Origin of the sequence: Nonomuraea sp. NPDC050733 (genome assembly GCF_040654215.1) — a bacterium.
Taxonomy (GTDB): Bacteria; Actinomycetota; Actinomycetes; order Streptosporangiales; family Streptosporangiaceae; genus Nonomuraea.
This window is the reverse complement of sequence record NZ_JBFAHO010000026.1, coordinates 1-18,286: the sequence shown is the minus strand read 5'-3', so window position 1 is coordinate 18,286 and position 18,286 is coordinate 1. Positions and strand designations below refer to the sequence as shown.

The window sequence follows — 18,286 nt, the reverse complement described above, 5'->3', positions numbered from 1 at the left end:
GGTGATCTTCCCGAGTCGAGCAAGCGGCCATTCCTTCCATCCGAATCCGATACGAAAGGGAGCACCATGACGACGACAACAGCCGCGACTGACAACGCCACCACCGCGGCGAGCCGGGTCACCGTGCTCGGTCTAGGTTCCATGGGATCGGCAATCGCCAGAACGTTCGTCGAACGCGGATATCGCACAACGGTCTGGAACCGAACGGCAAGCAAGAGCGCGCCGCTGGTCGACGTCGGCGCCACGGCGGCCGCGACGGCCGCGGAGGCGGTGGCGGCCAGCCCGCTCGTCGTTGTCTGCCTCCTCGACGGCGCAGCAGTCGACGAAGTGCTGGCCTCGGTCGATGACGTGGTCGAGGGCAAGGTGCTGGTGAACCTCACCAGCGGCTCACCCGCCCAGGCGCGCGCCAAAGAGCGCTGGGCGAGTGAGCACGGCGCCGAGTACATCGACGGCAAGCTCATGGGAGACCCGCCGTACGTCGGCACACCGAACATCACCGTCCTGCTCAGCGGTTCCCGCAGCGCCTTCGATGCCCACGCATCCACCCTTAGGGAGCTGGGCGGCGTCGGCTACCACGGCGAGGACGCCGGCTTGGCCGCCGTGGAGTTCATGGCCCAGGTCGCCATGGGTTACGAGATGCTCATCGGCTTTCTGCACGTGCTCAAGCTGGTTCGGGCGGAAGGGGTCGACGTGACGGAGTTCGCCGAGCGCGTCGCCGGCTCGCTGGCCGCTTATCCGCCGTTGCTGACCGGGATCGCCAAGGCGGTCGCGAGCGGGGAATACCCGCCGGACCTCGGTTCGCTCCGCGTGCAGGCCGCGCTGATGGACGACATGATCGACCACCGGGAGTCCGTCGGCGTGGAAGCCATGCGGATGCGCCAGGTCAAGGAACTGATGGATCGCCGGATCGCCGACGGCCACGGCGAACAGGGATTCTCGAGCCTGTTCGAGCTGCTGGCGAAGGAAGGCTGAATCGCGTCATGAGCCACCAGGACGAGACAATCCTCCTTTTCCGCAACACCATGCGAATCACCGACGGACACCTGGAGGATTTCCGCAACGCCATCGCCCGAGCCGTGGAGTTCGCCCAGCAGCATGGCCCGCAGCTGATGGTGCAGACCTTCGTGGACGAGAAGCGGATGCTCGCGCACAGCTTCCAGCTTTATCGGGACTCCGACGCGGTCCGCCTGCACTGGAAACTCGCGGACCCGTTCATCCAGGACGTCATGAAGCACTGCCGGGTGGAGCACTTCGAGGTGTTCGGTGAGCCGGACGCCGAGGTGGCGGCGGGCCTGCGCTCGTCGCTCGGCGAGCAGACCCCGCTCACGTTCTCCCCCCGCATCGCCGGCTTCCTGCGCTTCGGCGTGGCACCTCAGGCGTAGCCGACGCGCCCGCACACCGCCCCGGACGCGAAGCGAAGCTCCCCGTCGGCGTCATCATCGCCGGCAACTTCGCCAACGGCCGATGGACCGTCCAGAGCGACGACGGCACCACCCGCATCTCCAACGGCCCGGACCTCCAAGAGATCTCTCACCCGGCTACTGTCCTGTCTCAAACGAGTTGGCGCGTGGGCATGTAGCTGACCTGGGACACGCCAACTCGGTGAGACAAGGGATGCTGAAGGCGTCTCACCGAGTTGGCGTGTAAAGGTCGAACGTCTCACGAGACATAGCGCTGATCATGGAATGTTGCTCGCGCGGCGTCTGGTGTGGACGATCAGAGTGGTCCGCAGGTGAGCGGTCACTGGTGTCCCCGTGGGCGGTCGACCTGGGAGGGGTGGCCGAGATGCCGCGTGAAGAAGGTGGCTGCTTCTTGAGCCACATGGTCGCGAGCTTTCGTGTTGGTCGCTGTGGGGTCGAAGAAGTCCTCGTGGCGGACATGAGGTCCGGCCGAACGGCCCGTCGCCGTGGGGATGCCCTCCAAGTAGGAATTGATCTCGTGGAATGGTGCGATCGTGTCGGCGCCGCCCCAGATGATCTCCACGGGGATCCGGATGGATGCCAGGCTGCTGGACGTTACGAGAGGCCCCCACCCGGGTGCGACCTGAAAGACAGCGCGGATCCGGGCATCGGTCAGGTCGGCTCCTGACCTGTCTATATGGATCAGCTGCTCGTCCTGTGCGACTTTCTTCTGAAGCGCCGCAAGGACTCCGGGGAACTCCGGGATCTCTGGCAACGGGATGGTCTCGGCCAAGACAGCGGCCACCTTCTGCGAGTCGACCCGCGCGCCGGCCAGCGCGGCGACGGCGTAGCCGCCGAAGGAGAAGCCGGCGGCGCCAACCGGGCCCAGCATCTCCTCCTTGGCGAGGGCGTCCAGTGTGAACGAGATGTCCCGGGGGCGCTCCCAGCCGAAGAGGAAGCCCTCGGGTTCGTAGCCGTCGATGAAGTTGTTGCCGTGGTGGTCGAGAGCGACGACTCGAAAGCCCCTCGCCACCAGAGGGCCCACCAGCCACTCCATGGCGCTTCCTGAGCCTCCGGTGCCGTGCGACACGATGATCAGTGGAGCGGGCGTCGCCGGTCGTGGCTGCGGTTCCCACTGGTAGAGGCGAATGGGGCGGGGGCGCTTCGGGTCGCGGAGGTCGCAGCGCGACTCGTCGTGCAGGACACGTGTCCGGTACTGAGCGTGTCCAGAGATCGTCATGGCAGCATGCTAGGGAATGCGCCCCAGGTAGGGAGACGGCGCTCTTCCCCACGGAAGCTTCGTCCGGACGATGGGATTCTCCAGGGCTGACGCATGTCAGTTGGTGTAGTGCGCTTCCCAGGTGAGACGGAACGGCGAAACACGCCAGCTAATGGCCCGTCTCGGAACGGTGAACCCGTAGGGCTGGCTGCCTCTGGAATCTGGGAGGTAGTCGTGGCTCGTCCACCGGTTGTGTTCGTCCGCCCTTGTCGATGGAGGAGGGCCGGAAGATCCAGCGCATCACCCGGACCGCGAAGGATCCGGTCAAGCTGCGTCGGGCGATCATGGTGATGATGTCCGGTCAGGCCAAAGCGTCCCAGATCAGTTGGCGTGTGATCACGGAATAGCGAGGCCAGGGAGCCAGGCGTCCTTCTTGGTCGCGGTCTTCGCTTGTCGGAGGATCATCGTGGCGTTCTTGCGCTCGTTCTCGATCCAGAGGTGGAGGGGATCGTGCCGCCATTCGTTCCAGTCCTGCCCAGGCCTGCCGTAGCGGCGGGCGACGGTCCGTCGGATCTCTGCTAAGAGAGTCGGCACGCCGAGGGGCCGGTGGCGCTGTTCGAGCAGTCGGTGGCGTGGCTACGGCGGCATCGCGTATTTCTCGGCGATCGTGGACCAGTTGCGTGCCCAGGGCGTGCCGGTCAAGGATGAGGACGTGGCGCGGCTGTCCCCACTGGGCCACGCCCACCTCAACTGCCTGGGCCGCTACGCGATCGCTTCCTCGACCCCGGACAAGGGCCTGCGGCCGCTCGGAGTGGCGGCGCTGCCCCAGGACGCTTCTTCTGCCGTCGTGGACGAGGACGGCGTCTAAACCCGCAGGGATCTCGGTGCAGCCTTCGTCGGCCCCCGGTCAAGATCGGGCCGAAGCCTTCCGCTTACGGCCGGTCTGGATTGCAGGACGAGGAACTAGAGCACGCCGTAGGCGCCCGCCATGGTTTCGGCGCTGAACGCGACGGTGCACCCCGCTTCTTGCGTACCAGGACTGCGGCGCGAGGTGATCGTGGCTGCACTATTATGTAAACGCATCCGTATGCGTTTATGAAATGAGGTGGCCGGATGTTGAAGTCTCTAGGCAAGATCGGGTTACTCGTTTCCGCCTTTGCGGTCGGCGCTGCCTGGTTGGTTGTCCTGCGGTTGAAGGACGTGCCGGTGCCGCTGCTGGTCGTCTATGGGCTGCTGCTGGTCGGATTGGTGGTCGGGCTGTTGTGGCCTGGTGTGCTCGGCCGGCTAGCCACGCGGTGCCGGGTGCTGGCGTTCATCGGGGTTCCGGTCGGCCTGGGCACGCTGGGGCTCTACCTCGGGGTCGTCTACTACGTCACGGACCTACCGGTGCTGCTCGCCCTGGCCGCTACCGCATGCCTGGCATGGGCGGCGGCTACCTTCCTGCGCGGACGCCGGGCGGCGGGCGGCCGGGGTGCTCGGAGCACCAGGCGCGCCTTCCTAGCAGGCGGTGCCGGGCTGGTGCTGGGAGTGCTGAGCGGATTCTCCGTCGATCGGGTGGAACGGCAGCGACGCGAGGTGCTGGCGCGGGGCGAGCAGGAGCGGCAAGCGGCCGTGCGCGCCCCGGGCGCGCGGCGGCGGATCGTCGACGGCGCCGTGCGGGTGTTCCCGATTCACACCGGCGACACCATCGTCACTTACGGCCAGTTCTACGGCGGTCTGGACGGCTGGGAAGGGCTGAACGGCTACCTGCGCACTCTGGTGGACAAGGCGCAGATCGCGGTGCCGGTCTACGCCTACCTCATCGACCACCCCCGGCACGGCGTCCTGCTGGTCGACAGCGGCGTCAACTGGGAACAAGCCCACGATCACGACGGGTACTACAACCACAACCAGATGGTCTCGCGCCTGTTGACCCAGCGCGGCGAGTACCGGCTGACCCCCGAGCAGGACCTGCGGGTCCGCCTGGCCCGGCTCGGCTACGACACCAAGGAGATCACCACCGTGTTCCTCACCCACGTCCACGACGACCACGCGGGAGGGCTGCGCTACCTGCCCCAGGCAACAGTGGTGCTGGACCGCCGCGACTGGGACCACGGCACGGTCTACCCGTACTCCTTCGACCTGGTCGAGAACAACCTCTCCTTCCCCGCCTTCGACTCCGGCGCCTTCGGCGCCTTCCCCGACAGCCAGGACCACTTCGGTGATGGCAGCCTCATCCTGCTGCCCACCCTCGGCCACTCGCCCGGCCACATGTGCGTGCTCCTGCGCCTGGACGCCGGCAACGTGCTGTTCATGGGCGACACCCTCTACACCCTGCCCCACCTGGCCACAGATCAGGTCCGCCAAATGACCATCGGCGGCGCCGACACGACCCACCAGATCGAGGCCGCCCGGCGCATCCAGCACCTGCTGGCCTCCGACCCCGCCACCGTGCCGTTGTTCGCCCACGACAACACCCGCTACCAGTCCGACCTGGTCGTCTCCGCGTTCGCCCACGGGACGCCCGGCAAGGAGGGGCTGCGGGAGTTGCGCCGATACATGGAGACCGTCCTCACCTCCGACTGGCGGCTGCGGCCCGGGCACACCCCCCGCTTCGTGCCGCCGGCGTCCGGCACGGGCATGGGACGGGTGGAGCTTCGATGACCTCTACGCGGCGCACCCGGGGTAGGCCCCGTGACCCCGAGGCCGACGAGGCGATCATGAAGGCGGCGCTGGAGCTGTTCGTGGAACGCGGCCTGGAGGGCGCGAACTTCGAGCAGATCGCCAAGCGCGCCGGCGTGGCCAAGGTCACCGTCTACCGGCGCTGGTCATCGAAGGAGGAACTGCTCATCCAGGCGATCGAGCAGGCCCGCACCCTCGTCCCCGAGGCCGACATCTGGGCCACCACCGACGCCACGGCGCAGCCGGTCGAGGAGCGGCTCATGGACTCCTGGGTGCGCACCTTCGGCGACGCCCGCTTCCGGGCGATCCTCGCCCAGCTCATCGGCTCCAGCGTCACCCAGCCGTCGCTGCTGGCCACCTACCGCGAGCAGTACATCCAGACCCGCCGCCAGCTGATCCACGCCGCGCTGGAACGCGCCCGCCGCGACGGCCGGCTGGCCGCCGACGCCGACATCGACACCGTGATCGACATGGTCGTCGGCGCGGCCATGTACCGCATGCTCATCAACCCGGACACACCAGCCGACCCCGCCGCCACACGCCAGTACCTGCAGGCCGTCCTCCGCCAAGCCGACCGGCTGCTGCGGCTCCCCGACGTGCCCCATCGACAGGAAGAAGGGCAAGAACCCGCATGACCGGATACATCGACGTCCAGCAGCACATGATCCCCGCCGACTACGCGCGCTGGCTGCGCGAGCATGGGGTCCACGCTCCCGGCGGGCGCGAGCTGCCCGAGTGGAGCCCTGCACTGGCGCTGGAGTTGATGGACCGCCAGGGCATCGCCGCCGCGATCCTGTCCGTCAGCACGCCGGGCGTGCATCTGGGCGACGGCACCGACGCCTCGGCCATGGCACGCACCGTGAACGAGTTCGGCGCCGGGCTGGCCCAGGCCCATCCCGGCAGGTTCGGGCTGTTCGCCACGCTCACCCTGCCCGACGTGGACGCCGCCGTGACCGAGGCCTCGCACGCCCTCGACGAATTGGCCACCGACGGGGTGATCCTGCTGGCCAACAGCCGCGGCCTCTACCTGGGCGACCCGGCCATGGACCCGCTCATGACGATGCTGGACGACCGCTCCGCCGTGGTCCTCGTGCACCCCGCCGACCTGCCCGGCCCCGCCGCGCCGGGCATCCCGCCGTTCGCCGCCGACTTCCTGCTCGATACCACCCGCGCCGCCTTCAACCTGGTCCGCCACAACGTGCCGCGCCGCTTCCCGCACATCAGGTTCATCCTGGCGCACGCCGGCGGCTTCCTCCCGTACGCGGCGCACCGCCTGGCCCTGGCCCTCTTCGCCGAGACCGGCCGGGACCTGGACCACATCCTGGACGACTTCGCCGGCTTCTACTTCGACACCGCCCTGTCCGGCAGCCCGGCCGCGCTGCCCTCACTGCTCGCGTTCGCCAAGCCGGGACACGTGCTGTACGCCAGCGACTGGCCCTTCGTCCCCGAACTCGCCGTCTCCTACTTCAACGGCCACCTCCGGAATTCCGACCAGGACACCACCGACATCGGCCACCGCAACGCTCACCTGCTGTTCACCCGCCTGTCTGAGGCCAGACGCTGACCTCCGCCGACGGCTGCCAGCACGTCCAGCCACGTTACCTTCGTCAACGTGGCTGGACGGCCGAGCGTCAGCCGACTTCAGCTCAGACGAGAACGGCGTTCACGTACGCAACATCCCACACCATCAACCGCGCGCTGGAGTTGCTGAAAGCTGTCCGCGGAGCGTGACCAGCAGGCGAGCCTGACCGACTGGCTGCCCCGAACCCGGTGGCTGCTTGTCGAGCGTGGAACAAATCGCATTCACCCCCCGAGCAGGCTCTCGCGTACACCATGCCTGCCGCGCCAGACAAGGCCGTGGACCCGCGCTGGCCCTCGTTCGCCGCCCGCCACGCCTCGACCCGGCCGGACTGCGCCACCTCATCGAGGCTACGATCGCCCATTGGATCGACCCGCAGGCATGGCGGCGATCCGTCGACGACGAGCAGCGCGGCATCCACCGCCCGCGCCAGTTCATGGGAGCTGGCCGCACGCGCAGCGACACTGCTGGTGGAGAAGCGCCGTAGCGGTGATCACGGTAGCCGGACGCGGTCCGTGCTGACCACGGTCAACGAGCTGCGCGACCGGGGCATCACCGTGGTGTCGCTGACCGAGAACTTTGATCTGGGCACCAAGGAGGGCCGTTTCATGTTCGCGGTCCTGGCCGCAGCCGCGGAATACGAGCTGGAGCTGCGAGCCGAGCGCCAGGCCGAGGGCATCGCCGCCGCCAAGCGCCGCGAAGCCACCGGTGCCATGCTGCCCGGCAAGAAGAAGACTGGTCGGCCGCGCGTCATCGGCCCCGCCGAGCTGGCCACACTACGCCGCCTGGTCGACGACGGCATCTCGGTCACCGAAGCCGCCCGCACCCTCAAAATCGGCCGCTCCACCGCCTACGCGGCACTCGTCGGACGCTGACCAGCAGCTATCCCACCCGCATCCCGCTGCTGCCCCTTCGGCGCCCTAGCAAGATCATTCTCATCGATAACGGCTGTCCGCCGGTTCCTCAACCCCGATCTAGGTGAGACATCCGCTCCGCGCACGCCACCTAGATGAGACACCGAGAGTGCGTGATCAGGCAGCCACGCCAACTAGGTGAGACGGGATGGCGAATCACGCCAGGTGGATGAGACGCACGCCATGTCTCGTGAGACAGGACGCCACCTTCTGTGAGACAGGACAGACATCTCCAGTACGAAGTCCTCGTGAGCCCCGCGCTGGTACAGGAAACTTGCGGGAATTCTGCATTCCCGCAAGTTGGCGAGGAGCCACCACGGCGCAACGGATCTGATTTTTGGATTTTTATTTTCTGGAAAATCGAAAATGGTAAGGTGCTGCTGTGACCGTAGAGACCGGCGTGGTGACGCCGTGCAAGCACTGTGGGGCACCGATCGAGCAGCGGCGGGGGAGAGGGCGGCCGAAGGCGTACTGTCCCGAGAGTGACTGCCAGGCCGCCGCCAAGCGGGAGCGTGAGCTGCGGCGCGCCACCCCCGGGCTGGAGGGGGCGCTGGCCAGGGCCGAGCAGTTGTACGAGCGGATGGAGAGCGGGCTCGCCGCCGCCATCGAGCCGCTCGCGCACGCGCTGGCGCAGGAGCTGAGTCCCGCCGGGGTGGAGGCGAAGCTCAGTGCCGTGCAGGCCGAGGCGCACACCCGGGTGGCGGTGGCCCGCGCCGAGCGGGAGCAGGCGTTCGAGCAGGTACGGCTGGCGCGTGAGGCGGCCGAGCACGCGCGCCGGGAGGCGGCGCAGATGCGGCTGCGGGTCGAGGAGGCCGAGGCCGAGCGCGACACCGCGCTCGGTGACGCCGAACGGGCACGCGAGCAGGCCCTCGCCGCGCTGCGGGAGGCGGCCAGCACCGAGCGGCAGGCGTTGCAGAGTGCCGAGGAGGCCGCCCGCCGGGCCGAGCTGGCCGAGCGGCGGGCGGGGGAGGCGAACGGCCGGGCCGAGCAGGCTGAACGGGCCCGCGCTCAGGCGGCTCGGGAGCTGGCCGAACGTGTCGAGGCCGCCGAGGTCCGTACGAACGAGGCGCTGGAGCAGGCCGTACGAGCCGGTGAGGAAGCGGAGCTGGCGCGGGCCGAACGGGATCAGGCCCGGCAGGAGGTGGCCGCGGCGGTGCGGGCCCGGCAGGAGGCCGAGCGCGACGTGGCCGCGGCGCGGGCGAGGGCGGAGGCGGCCGAGCAGGAGCGGGACCGGGCGGTCGCACGGGCGCAGAGCGCCGAGCGGGCCGCCGCGGAAGCGGAGCGTGACCGCGCCGTGGCGCTCAACGCGGCCGAGCAGGCGCGCGAGGCCGCCGAGGCTGAGGCGGCGGAGGCCGGGCGGGAGCGCGAGCGGGCCGAGAGCGAGCTCGCCGCCATGGCGGAGAGCCTGGAGGCGGCACGTCAGGAGGCGTCCGCGGTGGCCGAGCAGGAGGCGGCGCGGCGCGGCGAGGCCGTGGCGGCCGAGCGGGAACGGGCCGACACCCTGGCCGGCGAGCGTGACGAGTTGCGGGTGGAGCTGCGGCTGGAGCGGGCGCGGTTGGACGACGTACGGGCGCAGCTGGAGGCTGTCCGGGCCGAGGCGGCGGAGCTGCGGGAACGGGCGGTGGCGGCGGAGCTGCGCGGCAGGTGAGGGCGGCCCGGAAGCGCGGGGGAGGAGCGCGCGGATGGACGGGATCGGGGAGTGTCGTTCCTGGGCTTCGGCCCGTGCCGAGGTCACGTCCACGGTCGGGTTCGACCTGATGCCGCGCATCCGCCTGTCCTCGGCCACGCTGATGCGGCGTCTGCGGTCCGACTACGGTGTGCCGCTTCGCGGCGGTCTTCCCGGCTCGGGTGCGGCAGGCACCGCCGGCGGTGACATCGCATTGCGGGCAGGGGCTCCCGTCGGCTGGGAGGGCCCGCCCGTCGACGCCGCCCCGCGGCCGCGGTCGAGCGCCACTCCGTTCTCGGCCGACCTGGCCGAGTCTTGCGGCCCCGCACGACCTGGTGTGTAGTACTGGCAGGGCCAGCTATGCCCTTGGAGGTCGACTGGGTGAGAACAAGACTTGGGGCATGGGCAACAACGACTTGGGCGACTTCCTGCGGGCCCGCCGTGCTGGACTCACGCCGGATGAGATCGGTCTGCCGGTCGAGTTCGGCACCGGTCGCCGGGTCACCGGTCTGCGGCGTAGTGAGGTCGCGCAGCTGGCCGGGGTGAGTACCGAGTACTACACCCGTCTGGAACAGGGCCGCGCCCGGCAGCCGTCCGAACAGGTACTGCATGCCCTCTGTGACGCACTGCGGTTCGACGACATCGAGCGGCGGCATCTGTTCGCCCTCGCGGGCACGACAGCCGGGCACAAGAACCGGGCCGAGCACTCGTCACAGCTACGACCGGCGCTGCGACAGGTGCTGGAGTCGATGGAGCTGGCCTCTGCTTTCGTCAGCGACCGGAACCTCACTGTCGTCGGCGGGAACACGTTGTGGGCGTTGCTGTTTCCCGATGTGGCCGAGCTGCCGCGCCGGGAACGCAGCATGGCGCGCTGGACGCTGCTGGATCCGCGTGCTCGCCTGGTGTGGCGCGACTGGGAACGCGTCGCCCGCGACTACGTGCACGGGTTGCGGCTGGCCGCCGCCACCCAGCCGCGAAATCAGCGCATCGCCAACCTGATCGGCGAGCTGATGATGCGCTCACCCGAGTTCCCGGCGTGGTGGTCGGAACACCGCGTCCAGGAACGCAGCACCGGCCTCAAACGCCTCCACCACCCTGTCGTCGGTGACCTGGAGCTGCAGTACGAGATCTTCACCTCGGTCGCCGACCCGGACCAATCGCTCGTCGTCTACTGCGCGCCGTCCGGCTCGCCATCTCAGGAGCGCCTGCGGCTGCTGGCCAGCTGGGGCAGCGAACCCGCCACCGCGACTATCCGGGACACCGCCGCCGAGTCCTGACCACCGCCCGATACCACCGCCCGAACCGGGCGATCCAGCACCCACACCACCCAGACACGACCCCGCCATACCCGCGGGGTCTATGCCGCCGTGCCCGCGCACGCCCCGCGGCCTGACACTCATCCACGAAAGGACATCCGTAGTGAGCAAGACATTCCTGATCACCGGCGTCAGCACCGGCCTCGGACTGGCCATCGCCCGACGAGCCCTGGCGGCCGGGCACCGGGTCGCGGGCACCGTGCGCACCGAGCAGCACGCGGCCGCCTTCCAGGCACTGGACCCCGACCGCGCCCGGGCCTTCATCCTCGACCTGTCCGACGCGGACCGGATCGACCCCACGGTGCGGGCCGCCGAAGCGGAACTGGGCCCGATCGACGTGCTCGTGGCCAACGCCGGCTACGGGCTCGAAGGCACCTTCGAGGAGTCATCGACGGCCGATCTGCGCCGCCAGTTCGAGGTCAACGTATTCGGCACGGTAGCGACCATGAAAGCGGTCCTCCCCGGCATGCGGGAACGGCGCGGCGGCCACATCTTCGTCATCACCTCGATGGGCGGGCACACCACCTTCCCCGGACTGGCATTCTACGAAGGCAGCAAACACGCCCTGGAAGGCATCACCGACACCCTCGCCCAAGAGGTCAACCAGTTCGGCGTGCGGGTCACCGCCGTAGCTCCCGGTGCGTTCAAAACCGACTGGGCAGGTAGGTCACTGGTCCGCGCACCACGCAGCATCGCCGACTACGACGCGCTGTTCGACCCGATCCGAACCCGCCGCCAGGCCCTCGCGGGTCAGGGCATCGGTGATCCCGATCGCGCGGGCGACGCCATCCTCACCCTCCTGGACGTGGAGAAGCCTCCCGTGCATGTCCTGCTCGGCTCGGACGCGCTACGCCTGGTCGCCGCCGGGCGCCAGCGCGTCCAGGACGACTTCGACGCCTGGGAGGAACTCAGCCGCTCCACCGACTCCGCCGAAGGCGGAGTAACAGTCGCCTGACGACAATTCACCAAGACAGCGGCGGTGACGGCGCTGTGGCTACCGACCCACCCGGAGACAGCGCCACATCGGACACATGATCAACGAGACGGCGGGCCTCGGCCCTCGCGGACCATGCGCACCGCCCCGGACTCGGCGGCCGGGTCGTCGCTGGTCACGAGGGGGCCATCCAGCACGGCGTCCTCCTCCCGAAGCTGACCCGAGCCCCAAAGTAGGGGTGCCGGTAAGAACCGTGTCATGAGCCCCAAACGAGCCCGAGGTAGCGGATCAGTACGGCCAGGGGCTGGTGAGCCCGGCGAAGCGGCGTGGTTAGTTGCCGGGCGTCCTCTGCTGTTGAGCAGCTGTGATGCGGGTGGCGTACACCCGGTAGGCCTTGCGTTCGGCCGGCCCGGCGCCCTCGGCGGCGAGGGCTGCACTCTGTTGCAGCGCGGCGTGGTGGAGTTCGAGCGGCATGGTGAGGCGGATGGAGTAGCCCTTGCCACGGCGGATGATCCGCCCCCAGATGAGCGCCTGGCGGATGGTGTCGTCGCCGGCGGCCCGCAGGTGGTCGGCGAGCAGGCCAGGCAGGTCGAGCGTCACGGGCGTGTCCGCAGCGGGGCCGGACGGCTCCTCGGGAACGGGGAGCGCGTCGAGCTGGTCGGGGAGTCGGCGGGCGTGGGCGGCGTCCAGGACGCGGCGGATGGTCTTGGGCGCGACGTGATGCTCGCGGGCCAGGGCCTTGACGGCGGCGCCTTCGGAGTAGGCGGTGACGACCTCGGCGGCCTTGTCCGGGGCAAGCGCTGTTGGGCGGCCGAGGGTCTTGCCGGAGGCCTCGGCGGCGGCGACGCCCTGGCGGGTGTTCTCGCTGATCATGTCGCGCTGGAACTCCAGCACCGAGGCCAGGACGTTGACCATCATCTTGGTGCCGGGATCGTCGGCGGCCAGGTCGATCCCCGACAGCAGCCCCGACTCCACCCGCAGGTGCAGGCCGCGGCGGATCAGCACGGGGCGCAGGGCGAGGATGTCGGCGACCGAGCGGAACAGGCGGGCGGCATCGGCGATGCGGATGGTGTCGCCGACTGCGGCCTCGTGCAGCAGCTTGGTGAACCCCACCCGGTCCAGGGAGAGCTGGCGGCTGGAGGTGGCGGGGTCGTCGTAGACGGGGGCGCCGGAGGCGATCAGCGCGGCCAGGGCGTGCCGCTGGCGGGCGTCGGTCTGCTTGTCGGTGGAGTGCCGCAGGTAGACGCGGTCGGCCATGCCCGATCAGGTTCCTTCCCCGCAGGTGGCCCGGGAGGTGTCCGGCGGGCTCTGATGGCCACTTTAGGGGGCGAAAAGGAGGGGCGGAAGTGAAGATCGGATCTGATTGGATCGGCGCCCGGTTTCGGCAGGTCGGGCGCTGGGTTCTGATTGGATCGAGTGAGGGGGCGTAGTCGGTCGATTGCGCCCCCGCTCACCATCGGCTTGGCACGGCGGGGTTCACGCTCTCGTCGTGCCGCCTTCTGGGAGATCGTTTCTCGAAGCACACCTGGACCTCGATGATGACAGGCGTCGCCGTGGCTATCTGGGGTTGTTCGCATCTTTTCGCAGAGCAGGGAGATGTGATCTTGCCAGGCACGTAAAGGCACGTTGGCTGGCATGCTGGGGTGAACGCGTGTTCAGGTCGTGGTGATGTTCGTTCAATGCCTGTCCGCGGGGCCCGGTCAGCGCAGCGGCTCGCCGTAGCTATAGGTGCCCGAGCTGCAGGCCGTGAGCAAGTCGGCGCGCTTCAACGCGGCTGGCTGGTGGGGTGTGCCGGCTGGGTGGCTGCCAGGCTGGTCAGGAGCTTGAGCCGCTCTTCGGAGGTGCTGCCCGGTTCCGCGGTGTAGATGGTGAGGCCGTACACTGTCCGGCTGGAGATGGGCAGGTCAAGGGACTGGTAGGTCAGCTCCAGGTCGCCGACCTGCGGGTGCCACAGCCGCTTGCCGCCAGCGTGGCGGATGCGCACGTCGTGGGCGGCCCACTGGCCGCGAAACGCGGTGCTGAGCGTGGACAGCTCGCCGACGAGGTCGCGTAGCGCCCGGTCGTGGGGCTCGCGTCCGGCCTCGGCGCGCAGCAGCGCGGCGCTGATGGCGGTGGCCGCGTCCCAGTCGACGAAGAACCGCTGGGAGCCCGGGTCGAGGAAGACGTAGCGGGCAAGGTTGGCGCGGCCGTGCCGTGTGGTGGCAGGGCTGTCGAAGACCGGCGCGAGCAGGGCCCGAGCCAGCGCATTGTGGGCGACGATGTCGGTGCGGCCGTTGCGTACGAACGCCGCCGACATCGTCATGGAGTCCAGCAGCCACTGGACGCGCGGCGGGACCTGGACGTCCTTGCGGCGCGAAGGTGCGCGGCGGGCGGGCCGGGCGGCCTGGGCCAGGTCGAACAAGTAGGTGCGTTCGTCCTGGCCCAGGCGAAGGGCCTGGGCGACCGCGTCGAGTACCTCTTCCGATACGCCGCTGATGTGGCCCTTCTCCAGCCGGGTGTACCACTCGGTGCTCACACCGGCCAGCACCGCGACCTCCTCGCGGCGCAGCCCGGGGACCCGGCGCCGACCGCCGGTGGGCAGCCCGACCTGCTCCGGAGTGAGCTTCGCGCGCCGGATGGCGAGGAAATCCCGGATCTGGTCGCGGTTGTCGGGCCGGTCGTCCATGCTCCCACGGTAACCGCAGGGTTCGCGCAGGCGCCGACGGTAAAGGGGTTGAGCTTATCCCCCCTATAAATGCGCTCTGTCTCGCGCCCGGCCAGGCGGGTTTCCTGGGATCAGCGAATCGAACGCGACCTGCGACACGGAGATGGACCCTGTCCGACCAGCTTTTGTAGTGGTGATCGGGCCGCCCATCACCGTCGACGCCCTCCTGTGATGCACCACCAGGACCTCCAGCACCCGGGAGTATGACCATGACCGGCAAGACCGTACTGATCACCGGCGCGACCAGCGGCATCGGCGCCCACACCGCACGATTACTCCTCGACCGCGGCCACCGCGTGGCCGTCACCGGCCGGGACGAGACCAAACTCAAGTCCTTCCTCGACGAGACCGGCCACCCCGACCGGCTGCTCGGCATCATCGCCGACGCCGCCAACTGGCCGGCCACCCAAGCCGCCGTGACCCGCACCGTGGCACACTTCGGCGCCCTGCACGCCGCGGTGGCCAACGCCGGCTTCATCTCCGCCGACCACCCACGCACCATCGCCGACGGCGACCCGGAACTGTGGGCGCCCATGGTCCTCACCAACGTCCTCGGCCCCGCCCTGCTGGCCAACGCCGCCCTGCCCCACCTCGAGACCACGGGCGGGCGGCTGGTGCTCATCGGCAGCGTCGCCGGCCTGAAGAACAGCCCCGCCAACCTCTACTCCGCCACCAAATGGGCCGTCACCGGCATGGCCGAGAACCTGCGGATGTACGCCACCAGCCGCGGCATCGGCGTCACCCTCGTCAACCCCGGCATGACCGACACCGCCTTCTGGCAAGGCGGCGTCCCGCCCTTCGCCCTGTCCCCCGAGCCCATCGCCAAGGCCATCTGCTTCGCCCTCGGCCAGCCGGCCGACGTCGACCTCAACACCCTGACCATCCGGCCGGTCGGCCAGCCCGTCTGAGGCAGATCTGACACCCTGTGGCATCGCAGCCGGTCGTGAGCCGTGGTGTTCCTATCGGAAGCGAGACAGCCACCCCGGCAGGTGGCCAGAGATCTCCTGGTCAAGTCTGCGGATAGTCCGGCTCCATTTCCACCGCATGAATCTCACCTGCAAAGGAGAAGTCCATGAAACGCATCGCCAAACGCGCGGCGCTGGCCACTCTGGCGTCCGTCGCGGTGACGGCCTCACTTGCCGTCGCCCTCCCGACAGCGGCGTACGCGATCAATGAGGTCCCGTGCGGCGACCGGACCGACCTCGTGCGCGCCACAATCCACTCAAACATCAGCTCGTCAGTCGACTACTGTTACGCCAACGCCGGAGAGGACAGGTACGACCTGAACATCTGGTGGGTCACCCGGATCTCGACCGGTAACAACCGCGTCCAGTGGTACGGGGACGGAAGGTGGCAGCCGGCCCAGCCGATCCCGAAGTGGACCGTGTTCACCTGGCCGAACCATCCCGGTGGGGTCCGCATCCAGGGGATCAGGATCCTCTGAACTGCCGGCGATATCGGGGCGGCGGTCCTGCCCGATCGCCGCTCCGGCCGGCAAGGCCCCGGGGCACAGCCCCGGGAAAGCCGGGCTCCCACATTGAGGTCGCGAGTTCGCGTCACCGCCACTGACATCAACGCGGACGAAACCAGCGTGTCCCAGGTCGGGGTGCGGGCCGGCGTCTGATCCTTGCCGGTCAGCCAGATCGCGTAAGCGATGTCCTCGCCGAACTTCCACACCAGGTCGCGGCGGATGTCGGCGAGGTCGGGGTCGCTGTCGGTGGGCCGGGAGGGCTTGCGTCGCCACCAGTTCATGGTGTCGATGCTGGCATCCGCCCGGCCCGGGACGGGCCGTCTTCTGTCGATCTCGGCGTTACTGGGAGGCGGGCGCCCGCCCGGTCTGCTCCTGCCCGCCGAGCGGCAGGCGCTTGGCCACATCCAGCCGCACCTCGCCGTAGGGCTGGACGTGCTGCCAGAACAAGGGCGTCAGGCCGCGCCGGTCGGCGGGCTTGAGCAGCTTGACCCACTCGGGGTCGGCCAGGACGTCTTGCAGCATCAGGGTGTTGATGTAGACGAGAGCGGCCTGCAGGATGCGCAGGCACAGCACGGTCATCTCCAGTTCCTCGCGCCGGTTGGTGGCGATGTCGCCGCCCTTCCCGTAGAGGATGACCGAGTTGGCGCCGTTGGAGGCCTCCACCACGTTCAGCCCTTCCTGGATCTCGCGCTGGAGTTCGCGCAGGCGCAGGTAGCGGGCGACGAAGATGGTCTTCTGCGCGCGGCCGACCTCCAGCATGGCCTGGTAGACCGGGTGGGAGGCAGACTCGGTGAATCGGCGCAGGATCGCCTCAGTGGAGGCGGTGCGCTGTTTGATCGCGGTCGCGTACTTGATCATCTGGTCGTAGTTCTGCTCGATGAGCTCCCAGCGGATCGGCCGGGTCATCGCCGGTGTCAGCCGCGGGTACCGGTCGCTTTCGCCGGTCTCGACGCGGTAGAGCTTGACCTTGTTGATCTGCTTGATGCGCGGCAGCAGGTCGAACCCCAGCAGCCGGGTCACGCCAAAGCCGATCTCGGTCAGGCCGTGGGAGTCGACGTAGTTGCCCTCGACCTTCATGGTGGTGCCGTGCCGGACCTCGCCCTCGATCATCGCGTGGACTTCCGAGGCCGAGGCGCGCAGGGTCTGGGAGTGCACGACCATCGACCCGCGCTCGATGTGCCAGTAGATGAGGATGCCGCGGCCCCCGTACCGGGAGTGCCACTCGGTGAAGATGTTCTGGTCGTAGGCGCGCACGTGCGTGGAGTCGGAGGCGACGGTGGTGGTCGCCTCGCCCCACAGCGCGGTGTCGCGGGCGGTGAAGGTCGCGTTCGCGATGGCGATCGCGATGTCCGCGGCGACCTGCGGGGTCAGGTAGCTACGCCGCACGTAGCGGATGTCGTCCTCGCTGTGGGCGTGCCCGCCGGCGGCGACCGCCCGGATCCCGGTGTTGGTGCCGTACCCGAAGATCGCCAGCATCAGTCGCTCGGCCAACACCTCCGGCGCCAGGCTAGAGGTGCCCGCCACCGAGGTGACTGCGTTCAGGCAGCCGGTGCGCAGCACCGCCTCCTTGAGCATGTCGATCAGCGGCACCGAACCGCAGCGGCGTCCCACCTCGTTCTTGATCTTGCGTAGGTTCCGCGGCTCCTCCGCCGGGCCGATCTTCGTCAGCTTGATCGCACCGGACTTGCGGTCCTTGATCTCCACCCAGTCCAGCGTGGGCAGCGCGGTGTCCAGCGCCTCCAGCTCGGCGCGCATCTGGGCTTTCAACTCGGCGATGAACACCGCCGGGTCCAGCGGCTTGCGCAGCTCGGCGTAGTTGGTCACGCGACGGGCGGCGAAATCGGCGGGCAGGTCCTCCTCCGGGTCGCGGAAGGAGCCCGCGCCGACCACCCAGATCTCCTTGCACCGCAGTGCCTCGCGCAGCGCCTGGAAGGTGACGATCTCGTACACCATCCGCACCACCCGCCGGCGGCCGCGCTTGTCGCGCTTGAACACCAGGTCCTCCCAGGCCCCGGCGGTGCCGCGATGCTCAGGCACCCGCTCGCCGCGCGGGTAGTAGGTGGTGTTGCCCGCCTTGGCATACCGCTTGACCAGCTCCAACGCCTCGATCACCGGCTGGTAGGCGGTGTTGTTGCTCTTGAACTCCAAGGTGTCCAGAACGCGATCAACCCGCGCCGGTAGTGGTTGGTGTAGGAGGCGCGCAGCGTGGTCTGCACCCTGGTGCGGTAGGCCGGGCCCTTGGTCTTGAACTCGTACACCAAGTCCTTCAGCGTCTGCTCACCACCGGTCACCGCCGGGAAGATGACCGCGCGGACCGGATCGTCGGGATGCCCGAGCGCGGCGTCGGCGACCCGGAACAGGATGTTCTCCTTGCCGGTCACCCGCTTGAACGCGTTGATCAGCTCCTTGGTCACCTTGCTGT

The 18,286-nt window shown here is 69.0% G+C and carries 17 protein-coding genes and 1 pseudogene; 13 read left to right on the top strand and 5 right to left on the bottom strand.

The window, feature by feature from the left end; all coding sequences use genetic code 11:
* Window positions 1-66 precede the first annotated feature (66 nt).
* Together AB0H64_RS31040 and AB0H64_RS31035 are read left to right on the top strand one after the other, a co-directional pair.
* On the top strand, window positions 67-972 hold the full coding sequence (locus AB0H64_RS31040) for an NAD(P)-binding domain-containing protein (RefSeq protein ID WP_357631760.1): 906 nt from the start codon (window positions 67-69) through the stop codon (window positions 970-972).
* A gap of 50 nt (window positions 973-1,022) precedes the next feature.
* Window positions 1,023-1,382, top strand: a complete 360-nt coding sequence (locus AB0H64_RS31035; RefSeq protein WP_357631759.1) for a hypothetical protein — start codon at window positions 1,023-1,025, stop codon at window positions 1,380-1,382.
* 358 nt (window positions 1,383-1,740) lie between these two features.
* On the opposite strand, the gene AB0H64_RS31030 is transcribed toward AB0H64_RS31035, so the two are convergent.
* The gene (locus AB0H64_RS31030; RefSeq protein WP_357631757.1) at window positions 1,741-2,640 is read right to left on the bottom strand and encodes an alpha/beta hydrolase; all 900 of its coding nucleotides are present in this window, start codon (window positions 2,638-2,640) and stop codon (window positions 1,741-1,743) included.
* Between the two features lie 640 nt (window positions 2,641-3,280).
* Between AB0H64_RS31030 and AB0H64_RS31025 the strand changes: the two are divergent.
* The 9 genes and pseudogenes from AB0H64_RS31025 to AB0H64_RS30985 form a co-directional block, all read left to right on the top strand.
* Window positions 3,281-3,487: pseudogene (locus AB0H64_RS31025) on the top strand (Tn3 family transposase); the annotation flags it as partial.
* A gap of 338 nt (window positions 3,488-3,825) precedes the next feature.
* Window positions 3,826-5,262 carry an N-acyl homoserine lactonase family protein gene (locus tag AB0H64_RS31020; RefSeq protein WP_357631755.1) on the top strand — a complete coding sequence of 479 codons (1,437 nt, stop codon included), beginning with the start codon at window positions 3,826-3,828 and terminating at the stop codon, window positions 5,260-5,262.
* Window positions 5,259-5,915 (top strand): TetR/AcrR family transcriptional regulator, encoded by a 657-nt coding sequence (locus AB0H64_RS31015; protein WP_357631753.1) that lies wholly within the window; start codon window positions 5,259-5,261, stop codon window positions 5,913-5,915. Before AB0H64_RS31020 ends, AB0H64_RS31015 begins: the two co-directional genes overlap by 4 nt.
* Complete coding sequence (locus AB0H64_RS31010; RefSeq protein ID WP_357631751.1) at window positions 5,912-6,844, top strand: amidohydrolase family protein; 933 nt, start codon at window positions 5,912-5,914, stop codon at window positions 6,842-6,844. The genes AB0H64_RS31015 and AB0H64_RS31010 overlap by 4 nt, the downstream gene beginning before the upstream one ends.
* A gap of 269 nt (window positions 6,845-7,113) precedes the next feature.
* A complete protein-coding gene (locus AB0H64_RS31005) occupies window positions 7,114-7,734 on the top strand; it encodes a recombinase family protein (protein ID WP_357631749.1) in 621 nt (206 codons plus the stop codon).
* A 287-nt stretch (window positions 7,735-8,021) separates the two neighbouring features.
* On the top strand, window positions 8,022-8,159 hold the full coding sequence (locus AB0H64_RS31000) for a hypothetical protein (RefSeq protein ID WP_357631747.1): 138 nt from the start codon (window positions 8,022-8,024) through the stop codon (window positions 8,157-8,159).
* Window positions 8,156-9,421 (top strand): hypothetical protein, encoded by a 1,266-nt coding sequence (locus AB0H64_RS30995; RefSeq protein ID WP_357631745.1) that lies wholly within the window; start codon window positions 8,156-8,158, stop codon window positions 9,419-9,421. The genes AB0H64_RS31000 and AB0H64_RS30995 overlap by 4 nt, the downstream gene beginning before the upstream one ends.
* A 419-nt stretch (window positions 9,422-9,840) precedes the next feature.
* Window positions 9,841-10,716, top strand: coding sequence for a helix-turn-helix transcriptional regulator (locus AB0H64_RS30990; RefSeq protein ID WP_357631743.1), 876 nt, complete (start codon window positions 9,841-9,843; stop codon window positions 10,714-10,716).
* A 142-nt stretch (window positions 10,717-10,858) separates the two neighbouring features.
* Window positions 10,859-11,710, top strand: a complete 852-nt coding sequence (locus AB0H64_RS30985) for an oxidoreductase (RefSeq protein WP_357631741.1) — start codon at window positions 10,859-10,861, stop codon at window positions 11,708-11,710.
* Window positions 11,711-12,019: 309 nt separating this feature from the next.
* Here the strand turns inward: AB0H64_RS30985 and AB0H64_RS30980 are convergent, their stop codons facing one another.
* Both AB0H64_RS30980 and AB0H64_RS30975 read right to left on the bottom strand, forming a co-directional pair.
* Window positions 12,020-12,946 (bottom strand): recombinase family protein, encoded by a 927-nt coding sequence (locus AB0H64_RS30980; RefSeq protein WP_357631738.1) that lies wholly within the window; start codon window positions 12,944-12,946, stop codon window positions 12,020-12,022.
* A 508-nt stretch (window positions 12,947-13,454) separates the two neighbouring features.
* Window positions 13,455-14,354, bottom strand: coding sequence for a helix-turn-helix transcriptional regulator (locus AB0H64_RS30975; protein WP_357631735.1), 900 nt, complete (start codon window positions 14,352-14,354; stop codon window positions 13,455-13,457).
* Window positions 14,355-14,602: 248 nt separating this feature from the next.
* On the opposite strand from AB0H64_RS30975, the gene AB0H64_RS30970 reads away from it, so the two are divergent.
* Together AB0H64_RS30970 and AB0H64_RS30965 are read left to right on the top strand one after the other, a co-directional pair.
* Window positions 14,603-15,301 carry an SDR family NAD(P)-dependent oxidoreductase gene (locus AB0H64_RS30970; RefSeq protein WP_357631732.1) on the top strand — a complete coding sequence of 233 codons (699 nt, stop codon included), beginning with the start codon at window positions 14,603-14,605 and terminating at the stop codon, window positions 15,299-15,301.
* 164 nt (window positions 15,302-15,465) lie between these two features.
* On the top strand, window positions 15,466-15,837 hold the full coding sequence (locus AB0H64_RS30965) for a beta/gamma crystallin domain-containing protein (RefSeq protein ID WP_357631729.1): 372 nt from the start codon (window positions 15,466-15,468) through the stop codon (window positions 15,835-15,837).
* Window positions 15,838-16,203: 366 nt separating this feature from the next.
* Here AB0H64_RS30965 and AB0H64_RS30960 read toward each other — a convergent pair whose 3' ends face one another.
* The gene (locus AB0H64_RS30960) at window positions 16,204-18,012 is read right to left on the bottom strand and encodes a transposase (protein WP_357631726.1); all 1,809 of its coding nucleotides are present in this window, start codon (window positions 18,010-18,012) and stop codon (window positions 16,204-16,206) included.
* Window positions 17,973-18,286 (bottom strand): hypothetical protein (locus tag AB0H64_RS30955; RefSeq protein ID WP_357631723.1); only part of this gene is annotated, 314 nt, incomplete at its 5' end. The genes AB0H64_RS30960 and AB0H64_RS30955, both read right to left, overlap by 40 nt.

Bases quoted from the DNA above. Each gene is read 5' to 3' on its own strand.
- AB0H64_RS31040 (WP_357631760.1), top strand. From the start codon at position 67: ATGACGACGACAACAGCCGCGACTGACAACGCCACCACCGCGGCGAGC.
- AB0H64_RS31035 (WP_357631759.1), top strand. From the start codon at position 1,023: ATGCGAATCACCGACGGACACCTGGAGGATTTCCGCAACGCCATCGCC.
- AB0H64_RS31030 (WP_357631757.1), bottom strand. From the start codon at position 2,640: ATGACGATCTCTGGACACGCTCAGTACCGGACACGTGTCCTGCACGAC.
- AB0H64_RS31015 (WP_357631753.1), top strand. From the start codon at position 5,259: ATGACCTCTACGCGGCGCACCCGGGGTAGGCCCCGTGACCCCGAGGCC.
- AB0H64_RS31010 (WP_357631751.1), top strand. From the start codon at position 5,912: ATGACCGGATACATCGACGTCCAGCAGCACATGATCCCCGCCGACTAC.
- AB0H64_RS31005 (WP_357631749.1), top strand. From the start codon at position 7,114: ATGCCTGCCGCGCCAGACAAGGCCGTGGACCCGCGCTGGCCCTCGTTC.
- AB0H64_RS30990 (WP_357631743.1), top strand. From the start codon at position 9,841: ATGGGCAACAACGACTTGGGCGACTTCCTGCGGGCCCGCCGTGCTGGA.
- AB0H64_RS30980 (WP_357631738.1), bottom strand. From the start codon at position 12,946: ATGGCCGACCGCGTCTACCTGCGGCACTCCACCGACAAGCAGACCGAC.
- AB0H64_RS30975 (WP_357631735.1), bottom strand. From the start codon at position 14,354: ATGGACGACCGGCCCGACAACCGCGACCAGATCCGGGATTTCCTCGCC.
- AB0H64_RS30970 (WP_357631732.1), top strand. From the start codon at position 14,603: ATGACCGGCAAGACCGTACTGATCACCGGCGCGACCAGCGGCATCGGC.
- AB0H64_RS30965 (WP_357631729.1), top strand. From the start codon at position 15,466: ATGAAACGCATCGCCAAACGCGCGGCGCTGGCCACTCTGGCGTCCGTC.